The 13,541-nt window shown below is 39.1% G+C and carries 9 protein-coding genes; all 9 read left to right on the plus strand.

Annotated elements, in window-relative coordinates:
* The first annotated feature begins 214 nt into the window (after positions 1–214).
* The 9 genes from H9N25_RS08290 to H9N25_RS08325 all read left to right on the plus strand — a co-directional run bounded on the left by H9N25_RS08290 (position 215) and on the right by H9N25_RS08325 (position 13,539).
* Complete coding sequence (locus H9N25_RS08290; protein WP_223833668.1) at positions 215–877, plus strand: glycoside hydrolase family 43 protein; 663 nt, start codon at positions 215–217, stop codon at positions 875–877.
* 95 nt (positions 878–972) lie between these two features.
* Positions 973–2,805, plus strand: coding sequence for a sialidase/neuraminidase family protein (locus H9N25_RS08295; protein WP_190328562.1), 1,833 nt, complete (start codon positions 973–975; stop codon positions 2,803–2,805).
* Positions 2,806–2,996: 191 nt separating this feature from the next.
* Complete coding sequence (locus tag H9N25_RS08300) at positions 2,997–4,352, plus strand: sialate O-acetylesterase (protein ID WP_223833669.1); 1,356 nt, start codon at positions 2,997–2,999, stop codon at positions 4,350–4,352.
* Positions 4,352–7,126, plus strand: a complete 2,775-nt coding sequence (locus tag H9N25_RS08305; RefSeq protein WP_190328563.1) for a glycoside hydrolase family 2 protein — start codon at positions 4,352–4,354, stop codon at positions 7,124–7,126. Before H9N25_RS08300 ends, H9N25_RS08305 begins: the two co-directional genes overlap by 1 nt.
* Before the next feature lie 110 nt (positions 7,127–7,236).
* On the plus strand, positions 7,237–9,135 hold the full coding sequence (locus H9N25_RS08310) for a family 78 glycoside hydrolase catalytic domain (protein WP_255524609.1): 1,899 nt from the start codon (positions 7,237–7,239) through the stop codon (positions 9,133–9,135).
* On the plus strand, positions 9,066–9,974 hold the full coding sequence (locus H9N25_RS24960; RefSeq protein ID WP_255524610.1) for an alpha-L-rhamnosidase-related protein: 909 nt from the start codon (positions 9,066–9,068) through the stop codon (positions 9,972–9,974). Before H9N25_RS08310 ends, H9N25_RS24960 begins: the two co-directional genes overlap by 70 nt.
* A gap of 136 nt (positions 9,975–10,110) precedes the next feature.
* Entirely contained in the window at positions 10,111–10,770 is a 660-nt protein-coding gene (locus tag H9N25_RS08315) for a DUF3826 domain-containing protein (RefSeq protein WP_190328564.1), read from the plus strand.
* 92 nt (positions 10,771–10,862) lie between these two features.
* Complete coding sequence (locus tag H9N25_RS08320) at positions 10,863–11,999, plus strand: sialidase family protein (RefSeq protein WP_190328565.1); 1,137 nt, start codon at positions 10,863–10,865, stop codon at positions 11,997–11,999.
* 1 nt (position 12,000) lies between these two features.
* Positions 12,001–13,539, plus strand: coding sequence for an acetylxylan esterase (locus tag H9N25_RS08325; RefSeq protein WP_223833670.1), 1,539 nt, complete (start codon positions 12,001–12,003; stop codon positions 13,537–13,539).
* The last annotated feature ends 2 nt before the right edge of the window (positions 13,540–13,541 follow it).

A 13,541-nucleotide genomic window follows, 5' to 3' on the forward strand; every position in this document is an offset into this window, starting at 1 on the left:
TGCTTTTGTGCGGATTAAGTTCCTGTTCAAAACAAGCCTATTTGTTTACCTCCTTCCATGAGCCGGCTAACGAAGGTTTGAGACTTTTGTACAGTTATGATGCTTATCACTGGACAGATTTGAATAAAACTTTTTTAAAACCAGCAGTTGGAACACAGAAAGTTTTACGCGATCCATCAATTGTTCAAGGTCCGGATGGAACCTTTCATTTAGTATGGACCTGCAGTTGGAAGGGGATAGAGGTTTCGGTTACGCAAGTTCTAAAGACCTGATCAACTGGAGTGAGCAAAAGTTCCTTCCGGTAATGGAAAGTGAGCCAAAAACGGTAAATGTGTGGGCACCTGAAATCTTTTATGATAACGAGAAAAAAGAATATGTAATCATCTGGGCTTCAACCATACCGTTCCGCTTTGCTAAAGGAGTAGAGGAAGAAGAAAATAATCACCGGATGTATAGTATTACAACCAAAGATTTTGAGACTTTCTCGAAGCCTAAGCTATTTCTCGATCCTGGTTTTAGTGTAATCGATGCAGTTATTGTGAAACGGGCAAACAAAGATTATGTGCTGGTTTTAAAAGATAATACCCGCCCGAATAGGAATTTAAAAGTTGCTTTTGCAAAGGATGCTTTAGGTCCTTATGAAAATGTTTCGGAGACTTTTAGTCCGAAATTAACGGAGGGACCAACTGTGGTAAAAGTAAAAAATGACTGGCTGATTTATTTCGATGCCTACGGCCAAAAGATTTATTCAGCCTACAAAACAGCCGATTTTAAGACTTTTAAGGATGTAACTGCTAAGGTCTCCATCCCTGAAGGGCATAAACACGGAACAACTATAAAAGTGAAAAGAAGAGTGATTGAGAATTTATTGAAATAATAAATGAGTCGTCATTGAGAACTGAAGCAAGGGAACAAGCGAGAGCGTTCCGATCAAGAATCGGAAACGCGCAATGACGTACTGAATTGAATAACATGAAAACATTTAAAATACTTTGTTTAAGCCTAACTCTAGCACTTGCAGCACAAAGCTCGCAAGCGCAGGATACGGTGCGTTATATAGGTAAAACCTTGGTTAACGCAGATTATCATCATGGCCAACTTTCGCCAGTGATGGGCGTACACAGTATTCAAACTTTCCGTGCCAACAGAGAACATCCTGAACTGGCCGAAAACTTCGGCTGGACTTACAACCATGCGCCAATGTTGGCTTATTGGAACAATAAATTTTATATCGAATATTTAAGCGATAAAATTGGTGAAAGTATCCCGCCAGGGCAAACTTTGGTACAATCTTCGAAAGATGGTTACACCTGGACCAAACCAGAAGTGGTATTTCCAATCTACCGGATTCCTGATGGAACCACAAAAGAGGGTAGAATCGATGTTGCCAAAGATTTAGATGCGGTGATGCACCAACGCATGGGCTTTTATGTTTCCACTAATAATGTATTCCTGGTTTTGGGTTTTTATGCCATCAGTTTTGACGCGAAAGACGACCCGAACGATGGTCACGGAATTGGCAGGGCAGTTAGAGAAATTCAGCAAGATGGAAAATACGGCCCAATTTATTTCATCCATTACAATCCAGGTTACTCGGAGAAAAACACCAAATATCCGTTATACACCAGAAGCAAAAGTAAAGCTTTTATTGAAGCCTGTAATGAATTGTTGTCAAATAAGTTGATGACGCAACAATGGAATGAAGAGGCAGATAGAAAAGATCCTTTAATTACTTTGCAAAAACAGTATAAAGCATTCAGTTATTATCACTTGCCTGATGGAAGAGTGGTGGGTTTATGGAAAAATGCCTTAACAGCAATTAGCAATGATAATGGTAAAAGTTGGCCTGAAAACGCGTCGCGTGCACCGGGCTTTGTAAACAGCAATGCCAAAATATGGGGTCAAAAAACTGCTGATGGTAACTACGCGACGGTTTATAATCCTTCAGAGTATAGGTGGCCTTTAGCCATTTCAACAAGTAAAAACGGACTAGATTATACCAACCTTTTACTTGTAAATGGTGAAATTACGCCAATGCGTTACGGAGGCAATTACAAATCTTACGGTCCGCAGTATGTTCGTGGTATTGAAGAAGGAAACGGAAAACCTGCCGATGGGAAGTTATGGGTAACGTACAGCATGAATAAAGAAGATATCTGGGTTTCTTCGGTTCCGGTACCCGTTAATGATAAAGCAACCCAACATGTGAATGATGATTTTGGCAAAATGCCGACTGATAAGGCGCTCGAAATGTGGAATATCTATAGTCCGCTTTGGGCACCTGTAAAGGTTGATAACGGTACTTTGGTTTTAAAAGATAAAGATCCGTTCGACTATGCAAAAGCCGAAAGACTGTTTCCTGCATCCAGAAAAATTGTTGCTTCGTTTTCGGTTATGCCAAAGCAAAATGATTTTGGTTTGTTGGAAATCGAATTGCAGGATACGAAAGGAATGGCAACTGTACGCCTGACTTTTGATACTGCAGGAACTTTAAGCGCAAAAGCTGGTGCACGGTATAAAAACTTCATGAAATATGAAGCAGGGAAAAGTTATGATATCAAACTAAAATTAGATGCATTTACCCGATTTTACACCATCACTGTCAATGGAAAAGATGCATTAACAAGTTTGGCTTTTCAACCAGTTGCCGATGTTTCCAGAATTGTTTTCCGCACCGGCGATGTTCGTCGTTTTCCTGATGTAGATACACCTGCCGATCAAACCTATGATTTAAAAAATGCTGGAGAATCAGAGAAAAAGGAAGCTGTTTATTCGATTAAATACTTAAAAACGGAGGGATTTTGATACAGTTGGCAGTTTTCAGTTTGAAGTTTTCAGTTTTTTCCTCGTTACGTTCTAAAGCGTTCGTCATTCCGACCGCCTCATCGTCATTGCGAGTGCCTGCTCCGATTTCTCGGAGAGGCACGACGTGGCAATCTTTCTTACTCGTAGCCATTCTTACTTTATTCTCCTTCTCCGCCAACGCAAAAATCCTTTTGCCTCAGATCTTATCGAGCAATATGGTTTTACAACGTGATAAACCCATTAATATCTGGGGTTTTGCAACTCCGGATGAAAAAGTCGAAGTCACTTTTGCTGGACAAAAAAAACAGACGATAACCGATAAAAATGGAAACTGGCTTATTGTTTTAGCTCCACTCAAAACATCTTCGAAATCTCAAACAATGACTATCAGCGGTTCAAATAAGATCGAACTTACCAATATCCTGGTAGGCGAGGTTTGGGTGTGTTCAGGTCAATCCAATATGGAATATGCGATGCGCAAACTGGCTAAAATCCCCAAGCCGAAAAATGAGCACTTTGGTTTTCCATCTGATGAAGTAGCCAAAGCACACAATAATCAGATCAGGATTTTCCTGGTTAACCGTAAAACATTAAACAAACCCGATTCGATCCACAAAAGCTGGTCGGTAGCCCAAGATTCGGCATTACGTGCTTTTTCTGCTGTTGGTTATTTCTTTGCGAAAGAAATTCAGGAAAAATTAGGTATTCCTGTAGGCATGATCTCTTCGGCGATTCCAGGCAGCGCCATTGAACCGTGGATTTCAGAAAATGCATTTGCGCAGGAAGATTACTTCAAAAACCAAAAAGTAAATAATGATCCGGGTAAATTTTATCCGACCATGATCGAACCTTTAACACCATTTAAAATCCGCGGATTTCTTTGGTATCAAGGTGAAACCAATTGTTTTCTGAACGAGAAAATCAGCTATGCCTATAAAATGAAAGTATTGATCAATAGTTGGAGAAAAGCCTGGAAAGAAAAAGATCTGCCGTTTTATTATGTTCAGATTGCGCCTTTCAATTATTCTAAAACCAAAGGCAAAGTGCCTGTTGATGAAAATACCGAACCCGAATTTTGGGAAGCACAAACACTGTTGCTGCGCTTGCAAAACACAGGAATGATCTCTACAAACGATTTAACCGATTCGAACGAAGATCTGCATCCAACATACAAGTGGGAAGTAGGTAGAAGATTATCGCTTTTGGCGCTAGCAAAAACATACAACAAAGATATACCTTTTTCTGGGCCGATTTACCAGTCTGTATCCTTTAAAAACGGAAAAGCATTGCTGCATTTTACATACCTGGAATTAAACAATAAACCTATTTTAGGATTTGCAATCGCGGGGAAAGACGGTAAATTCGTAAATGCTGAAGCTATCGTAAAAGACGATAAAGTGGTGGTTTCTTCAAAAGAAATTGTCGAACCAACTGCGGTTCGTTATAACTGGACAGAAAATCCAATAGGAAATTTTAACTGTTACGGTTTGCCAGCATTGCCTTTCAGAACAGACAATCCATTAATTAAATTATTTAAAACCAATTAATGAAACGCAGATTTATACTTTTCTTGTGTTTAACAACCATTTTTTGCTCCCTAAAAGCACAACAAACGGAGAAATTATACCTGTCGGGAACTGGAAACGACAATACCGTTAACTGGGATTTCTTCTGTACCTCTGGAGCAAATTCGGGCAAATGGACCACCATTCCAGTGCCATCAAATTGGGAATTACAAGGTTTTGGAAAATATAATTACGGTTTCAACAAAGAGGAAAACAAAGGCAAAGAACAAGGGCTTTATAAGTATACATTTAAGGTTCCTACAGATTGGAAAAACCGAAAAATCAATATTGTTTTCGAGGGATCGATGACAGATACCGAGGTTAAAATCAATGGTAAATCTGCCGGAGAAACACATCAAGGTTCGTTTTATGTGTTTAGATACAATATTTCTAAATTGGTAAAACTTGGTAGCGATAATTTACTTGAGGTAAAAGTATCCAAACATTCAGCTAATCAATCCGTTAACGAGGCTGAACGGAAGGCCGATTTCTGGATTTTTGGCGGCATTTTCAGACCAGTTTATCTTGAATCATTGCCTTTAATACATATCGATAGAATTCAGATCGATGCCAAAGCTAACGGAAATTTCGATGCCAAACTTGCTTACACAGGCGATGCCGATAAAGTTGAAGTAGAAGTTTTTACGAAAGACGGAAAGCGCTTTGGAGATCGATTTACCACTTCAATAAAGAAAGGAACACAAAGTATAACGCTTAGCCATCAGTTTTCTAATCCGGAATTGTGGTCGTCAGAATTTCCAAATCTTTACACTGCAACATTCACTTTAGTTAAAAATGGCAAAGAAATCCATCAGCTTTCTAAAAAGATAGGTTTCAGAACGGTAGAAGTACGCGAGCGTGACGGGGTTTATGTTAACGGGGTGAAAATGAAGTTCAAAGGTGTAAACCGTCACTCTTTTTATCCATCCTCAGGCAGAACAACGAGTAAAAAAATCAGTATTGCTGATGTGCTGTTAATGAAAGAAATGAACATGAATGCCGTTCGGATGTCGCATTATCCACCAGATGGACACTTCTTAGACGTTTGTGATTCGCTCGGCTTATTTGTAATGGACGAACTGGCCGGCTGGCATGGTACTTATGATACGCCTACGGGAACAAAATTGATGAAAGAAATGATGTTGAATGATGAAAATCATCCATCGATTATATTTTGGGCAAATGGCAATGAAGGCGGACATAACCGCGAACTTGATCATCTTTTTGCTGAAGAAGATATACAAAAAAGGCCTTTAATCCACCCTTGGGAAGTTTTTGGAGGTTTCGAAACCACTCATTACCGCGAATTTAACTACGGGATTGGCAATTACGATCATGGTCATAATATCTTAATGCCTACTGAATTTTTGCATGGCATGTGGGATGGCGGTCATGGCGCAGGTATTGAAGATTATTGGAATGCCATGTGGAACAATCCACTTTCTGCTGGTGGTTTCTTATGGGATTTTGCCGATCAGGCTGTGGTGCGTACCGATAAAAATGGCGAATTAGATACCGATGGAAATCATGGCCCTGATGGAATTGTTGGACCTTACCACGAAAAAGAAGGTAGTTTTTTTACCATTAAAGAAGTTTGGAGTCCTGTTTTTGTAGAGAAAAGAGAAATGACTGCCGGTTTTGATGGTTCGTTTGCATTAGAAAATCGTTATGCGTTTACCAATCTCAATCAATGTACTTTCAACTGGAAATTGAAGAAATTAAAAACAGGAACAGATACAGCATTCAAATCGGGTAAAGCAGACGCTACAAACATTAAACCCTTTGAAAAGGGAAAATTAAAGATCAATCTTCCAGGCGACTGGAGGAGCTTTGATGCACTTTACCTCACTGCTAATGCACCCGATGGCAAGGAATTGTTTACCTGGAGTTTCCCGATAACACTGCCTAAAGATGATGCAGAGAAAATTGTTGTACAAAAAGGTTCTTCAAAGGTAAATATTAAAGAGGATGCGAAAGTTTATCAGGTGTCTGCTAATGGCATAAATTTAACTTTCGATAAAACATCAGGTTTGTTGCAGCAGGCAAAAAATACCAAAGGTATCATTCCGTTTTCGAATGGTCCGATTTTGCAAGAGGGTGTAAATAACTTTAAAGGTTTTACTCAAAAAATGGATGGTGAAAATTTAGTGATTTCATCCAAATATGACAAAAAAGAAAGTTGGAATACTTTACAATGGACAATTTACCCTTCAGGCTGGCTAAAAATGGAAGTGAAATATTTTCCATCTGATTACTTTACCACGTTCGTAGGATTGAACTTTTCTTATCCTGAATCAGAAATTAAAGCAGTTGAATATAAGGGAAACGGACTATACCGCGTTTGGAAAAACCGAATAAAAGGCACCCAATTTGGCATTTGGAAAAAGGATTATAACAATTCTGCAACTGGTGAAACACCTTGGCAATACCCTGAATTTAAAGGTTATTATTCAAACTTGTATTGGTGTGAGTTTATTGGCAAACAACAATCTTTTAAGGTAGTTACAGATCGAGAAGATGTGTTTTTAAGACTATTTACACCGAAAAAATCGAAAGATACAGAATATGATAATATAAGTCCGACATTTCCAAATGGTGATATTTCATTTATGAACGCAATTTCGGCAATTGGCACAAAAACACAAAAACCAGAAACAACCGGACCAATGGGAATGAAGAATATTTATTATGATTTTGATAAAGATCCAAGCAGGGCATTGAATATGACCTTGTATTTTGATTTTTCAGGTAGATAAGTTTAACCGCAAAGAACGCTAAGTTTTTCGCAAAACAAAGAAGAAAGAGTAATTATAGAAGTAGAAAATCAGTGAAATCAATTAATCTGTGTAATCAACCGCGGAGTATAATGAACATTAAAATCTACATAGCGATCATCAGCATTTGGTTCCTATCCTTTTCAAAAGTGATAGCACAGGTCTCGTTGCAAAACACCACCTGCGAAATGCTCGAGAATCCTTTAGGTATTGATGTTTTGAAACCTCGATTGGCATGGCATATCATCTCAAATGAAAGAAATGTAATGCAAACGGCTTACCAGATTTTGGTGTCTTCTTCGCCTGAGAATTTAAATGCTAATGAGGGCGATTTATGGGATTCAGGAAAGATTAGCTCACCAGAATCTATTCATATAGCTTATAATGGAAAAGGGCTTCAAAGCCGAATGAAAGTGTACTGGAAAGTCAAAGTGTGGACTAATGTTGGTCAAAGCGAATGGTCTGCTAACAACTATTTTTCGATGGGTTTGTTGTACTACAAAGATTGGCCGAAAGGCTGGATAGGTTTCGACCGAGCTTTCCCATGGGATAACATTAAAACCGATTCGCGTTTATCAGCCAGGTATTTCAGAAAGGAGTTTCAGAGTACGAAAGAAATCAAGTCTGCCACGGCATCAATCGTTGGTTTAGGTTTGTACGAACTGTTTATCAACGGGAAAAAAGTTGGAAACGATGTTTTATCTCCATCGCCTACAGATTATACCAAAAACGTAAAATATAACACTTACGATGTAAGCAGTTACCTTCAGAACGGTAAAAATGCAGTTGGTACGATACTCGGAAATGGCCGTTTCTTCGCTATGCGCCAAAATGAAAAACCTTATAAAATTAAAACATTTGGTTTTCCGAAAATGCTGATGAACATCAACATTGTTTACACCGATGGAACAACAGCAAATATTGATACTGACGATAGCTGGAAGGGCACAACGGATGGACCTATCAGAACCAATAACGAATATGATGGGGAAGAATACGACGCTACAAAAGAAGCTCCAGGCTGGAATAAGGTAGGTTTTGACGATAGCAAGTGGGCAAAAGCAGAATTTGTACAAGAACCAACAGGAACCATTGAAGCCCAGATGAATGAAAACATGAAAGTGATGAATGTAGTTAAACCCGTTTCAATTACTAAACTTTCTGGTGGCCGGTATATTTTAGATATGGGTCAAAACATGGTGGGTTGGCTGCAGATCAAGGTAAAAGGCGTAAAAGGCAAACAAATCAAAATGCGTTTTGCAGAATCACTTCAAAATAATGGCGAACTTTTTACGGCTAATCTTCGAAATGCGAAATGTACCGATTTATACACTTTAAAAGGAGGAGAATTAGAAATCTGGGAGCCTACTTTTGCTTACCGCGGATTTAGATACGTAGAGCTTTCAGGATATAGTTACCAACCATCGGTGAATGATTTTCTTGGCAAAATGATTTATGATAACATTAAAACGGTTGGAACTTTCGAAACTTCAGATGCTTTAACCAATCAGATCTTCAAAAATGCCTGGTGGGGCATTGCGGGAAGTTATAAGGGGATTCCGGTTGATTGCCCTCAACGCAACGAGCGGATGCCTTGGCTTGGCGATAGGGGCGCTGTGGCTTACGGAGAAAGTTTTCTTTTTGATAACGGCAGATTTTATGCGAAATGGTTACAGGACATCAGAAATTCGCAGAAAGAGGATGGCGCCATTCCTGATGTGGCACCTGCTTTCTGGAGGTATTACAGCGATAACATGACCTGGCCAGGAGCAATGCTTTTGGTGACCGAAATGCTTTACAAACAAACCGGCGATGTTTCTGCCGTTCGCGATAATTATCCGGCAATGAAAAAGTGGTTAGCTTATATGCAAGACCGCTACATGCAAGATTATATTTTAACTAAAGATAGTTACGGCGATTGGTGTATGCCCCCATTACCATCGAATTTGGCCGGGGTAAAAGTGCAGACAAAAAGTATCCTTCTGAATTAATCTCAACGGCATATTATTATCACTTTACACAGTTGATGATACCATTCGCTAAGGTAAGCGGCAACGATGAAGATGTAAAAGCATATGAACTTTTGGGGAATAAAATCAAAGATGCTTTTAATCAGAAATATTATAACGATAAAGGTTATTATGCTTCTAATGCCCTAACGGATAACATCATTCCACTTTACTTTGGAATGGTTCCGCAGAACAAAATAGATCAGGTTTTTAAGAATATTACATATACTGTTGAAGTGACAAATAAAGGCCATTTAAGTAATGGTTTAGTGGGTATTCAGTGGTTAATGCGCTGCTTAAACGATTATGGCCGACCAGATTTAGCTTATACTGTGGCTACGCAAAAATCTTATCCTAGCTGGGGCTATATGGTCGATAATGGTGCAACAACGATATGGGAATTATGGAATGGCAATACGGCTGATCCGAAAATGAATTCACAGAACCACGTGATGATGCTAGGCGATTTGCTGATCTGGTATTACGAAAATCTGGCTGGTATAAAATCGGAGGAGGCTGCTTTTAAAAAAATCACCATGAAACCTGAAATGATTAATGGTTTAAACTCGGTAAATGCAAGTTACAATTCGATTTATGGGTTAATCAAAAGCAGTTATAGCAAAACGGCTAATCAGTTTAACTGGAACATTACCATCTCAGCAAATACAACGGCATTGGTTTATATTCCTGCAAATAATAAAAATGAAGTTTCAGAAAAAAATAAGTCAATAAAGGATCTAAAATTTGTAAAAATGGAGCATAACAGCGCTGTTTATGAACTAGGTTCTGGCGATTATGCTTTTGTAGTGGAGAAAAAGTAATGATTCGTGAGGACACAAACCATGGAGTGCCATCGTCATTGCTGTTAGGGTTTAGTAATTCGGTAACAGAATTAGCTTTGTATTAGCTAATGACGGAAACTAAAAAATGAAATTGAGTATATAACAATATTAAATTATGAGAAAATTTTTAAACCCATTGATGTTGCTAACATTACTGCTAACCACAGTAAATGCATTCAGTCAAACCAAAGATATTGTTGTACCAGAAGAAATCCTGACAAAGGCAAAAGAATGGACTTCTGCATTAAATTTAAGCGACGCAACAAAAAAATCTGCTGTCGAAAATGTAATTGCAGTTCATTTAACAACCATTAGAGATTGGCATAACGACCACCCATCATCAACCGTTCCTGACGGAATAAACCCTGTTACAGGCAATAAACTAAGTGATTTAGATAAACAGATCATCGCTGATTCTGCTATGCCGTCAACCGTTCATCAATTGCTTATGGACGGATTGAAAAAGAATTTAACACCAGAGCAGGTTGAAACCATTTTAGATAAATACACCATTGGAAAGGTTGATTTTACGATGAAAGGTTACAAAGCAATTGTTCCTGATTTAACTGCAGACGAGGAAGCAAAGATTTTAGTTTTTTTGAAACAAGCCAGAGAACAAGCTGTCGATTATAAAAACATGAAACAGATTTCAGCCATTTTCGAGATTTACAAAACGAAATCTGAGCAGATGCTCAATAACAATGGTCGCAGTTGGAGAGCACTTTACAGTGCGTATACAAAAAAAATAAAAGAGGAGAAAGCATTTAAGCAGTAGACAGTTAGCAGTTGTGAGTTTTCAGTTGCAGGTGCATAAAATAAATCTGTGAAATCAATTAATCTGTGTAATCAACCTCAAAGAAAAAAAACATGAAGTTTAAAAAAATATACATCACACTAAGCCTTGTTTTCGCAACCACCATTTGTGCCAATGCTCAGTTAGAAAAATGGCAATCGGGAATCGTAAAGCAAGAATTCCTATACGACAAAGCACCATTCCCATCGTGCCACTCTGCAACAATTGCAGAAACACCAACAGGTTTGGTGGCCTCGTTTTTTGGTGGCACAAAAGAACGGAATCCCGATGTAGAAATCTACATCAGTCGTTTTGTGGATGGAAAATGGCTGGCACCGGTTTCGGCTGCTAATGGTATCCAGCCTGACGGTAAAAGATTACCCACCTGGAATCCGGTTTTATATCAGGTGCCTGACGGAGATTTACTATTGTTTTACAAAATCGGTCCAAAACCCTCAGAATGGTGGGGCATGATGAGAACCTCAAAAGATGGCGGTAAAACCTGGTCGGATGCTACAAAATTACCAGATGGTTATATCGGCCCTGTAAAAAATAAACCTGTTTTGTTAAGCAATGGAAACCTTTTTGCACCATCAAGTAAAGAAGGCGATGGTTGGAAAATTCACTTCGAGGTAACCAAGGATAATGGTAAGACATGGAGAACCGTAGGCCCATTACCCGAAAATGGAATCAAAGCCATTCAACCGAGCATTTTACAACATGGCAATGGAAAATTGCAGATTTTGGCCAGAACAGCAAATCGAGCTATTGTAGAATCCTGGTCTAAAGATAACGGCGAAACCTGGTCGGCCTTAACCAAAACATCATTACCAAATAACAACTCCGGTACAGATGCAGTAACCATGAAAGATGGCCGCCAAGTATTGGTTTACAACCATGTTTTGCCTCCAGGTGATTTAGCCAAAGGACCACGTACCCCATTAAATGTTTCGGTTTCAAAAGACGGAAAAGAATGGTCAGCCGCATTAATTTTGGAAGATTCACCCATCAGCCAATATTCTTATCCCGCAGTAATTCAAACAGCTGACGGTATGTTACACTTCATTTATACCTGGAGAAGAGAGAAAATTAAACATGTTGTGGTTGATCCTTCAAAGCTAAAATTAAAGAAAATTGTAAATGGTGTTTGGCCAAAACTGAAAGGTTATACTGCACCGGTTATTACTGAAACTAAAAATGAGGAGGGTTAAGATGATAGATTTAACTAGATACGTCATTTCGAGATTTTGGCGATCGTCATTGCGAGAAGGCACGACGCGGCAATCTATCCTGTCAAGAAAGATTGCTTCGGCTGATGAAAAATCAGCACTCGCAATGACGGGTAGGGTGCTTAGATATTTTGCTATATTATTTATTGCCTATATATCGGCTGTAAATAATCTCTCCGCCCAAACCCAAAATACAGATAACCTCTATAAAAAACCTCTAGCCGAAGTACTTAAAGAGATCCAAACACGCTTCAAGGTGCAAATCAAATACTCCGAACCACAGGTAAAAGACAAATTTGTGAACTATGCAGAATGGCGCTTTCGTGCAAACGTTGATGAAACAATATCGAATGTGCTTGCCCCTTTGGATATGAAAGTAAACAAAGAAAGGCCTGGTGTTTACAAATTAAAAGAATACGAATATTACCGTTGGGAAGTTCAGGATGGCTGGGCCTATCTGGATAGTTTAGCAACGAAATACCACGACCAGACCAGTTGGGAAAAACGTAAGGCACAAATAAAGCCCGAATTATACCAAGCCTTATTGTTATCGCCATTGCCTGCCAAACCAAATTCAAAACCCATTATCACAGCGAAAAGAATTTTTGACGGGTATTCTGTAGAAAACATTGCACTAGAGATTTTACCTGGGGTTTGGATTAATGGCTCACTATATAAACCGTTAAATTTTAAAGGAAAAATCCCATTGGTTTTAAGTCCTGACGGACACTGGGAAAAACAACGATTTAGACCCGATTGCCAGCTCCGCTGTGCAATGATTGCCAGAATGGGCGCTATGGCCTTTAGCTACGACTTATTTGCCTGGGGCGAATCGATGCTCCAATTTAAATATGAAGATCACCGTAAAAGCTTGGCGCAAACCGTTCAGACTTTGGGAGGAATTAGGATTTTAGACTACTTCAGCGCGCTAAAAGAAACCGATACAGCCAGAATTGGCATCAGTGGAGGTTCTGGTGCAGGAAGTCATTCCATTTTAATGACCGCTATGGATGATAGGATTAAGCTAAGTGCTCCCGTAGTGGCGATGTCATCTTACTTTTATGGTGGTTGTCCTTGCGAAAGCGGAATGCCAATCCATCAATGTGGTGGCGGAACTGATAATGTAGAACTGGCTGCAATGGCAGCACCTAGGCCCCAGTTATTGGTGTCAGATGGTAGCGACTGGACGGCACACACACCCGAACACGATTTTCCTTACCTCCAAAAAATGTACAGTTATTATGGTGTGAAAGATAAGGTCGAGAATGTTCACCTTCCAGATGAAAAACATGATTTCGGCATTAATAAGCGCATTGCACTTTACGATTTCCTGATCAAAAACTTCAAACTAAATGGTACTGCAGTTAAAGATAAAACCGGCAAATACGATGAAAGTAAAGTAACCATCGAAAAGGAAAATGCCCTTTATGTTTTTGGCGATAAAGGCGAAAGACTACCTAAAAATGCAGTGATGGGATTTGAAAATCTGGAAAAATTATTCCCGTTAAGCACAAGCAAATAATA

Source organism: Pedobacter riviphilus, from assembly GCF_014692875.1.
GTDB lineage: Bacteria > Bacteroidota > Bacteroidia > Sphingobacteriales > Sphingobacteriaceae > Pedobacter > Pedobacter riviphilus.

Bases quoted from the DNA above. Each gene is read 5' to 3' on its own strand.
- H9N25_RS08295 (WP_190328562.1), top strand. From the start codon at position 973: ATGAAAACATTTAAAATACTTTGTTTAAGCCTAACTCTAGCACTTGCA.
- H9N25_RS08315 (WP_190328564.1), top strand. From the start codon at position 10,111: ATGAGAAAATTTTTAAACCCATTGATGTTGCTAACATTACTGCTAACC.
- H9N25_RS08325 (WP_223833670.1), top strand. From the start codon at position 12,001: ATGATAGATTTAACTAGATACGTCATTTCGAGATTTTGGCGATCGTCA.
- H9N25_RS08310 (WP_255524609.1), top strand. From the start codon at position 7,237: ATGAACATTAAAATCTACATAGCGATCATCAGCATTTGGTTCCTATCC.
- H9N25_RS08305 (WP_190328563.1), top strand. From the start codon at position 4,352: ATGAAACGCAGATTTATACTTTTCTTGTGTTTAACAACCATTTTTTGC.
- H9N25_RS08320 (WP_190328565.1), top strand. From the start codon at position 10,863: ATGAAGTTTAAAAAAATATACATCACACTAAGCCTTGTTTTCGCAACC.
- H9N25_RS08290 (WP_223833668.1), top strand. From the start codon at position 215: ATGGACCTGCAGTTGGAAGGGGATAGAGGTTTCGGTTACGCAAGTTCT.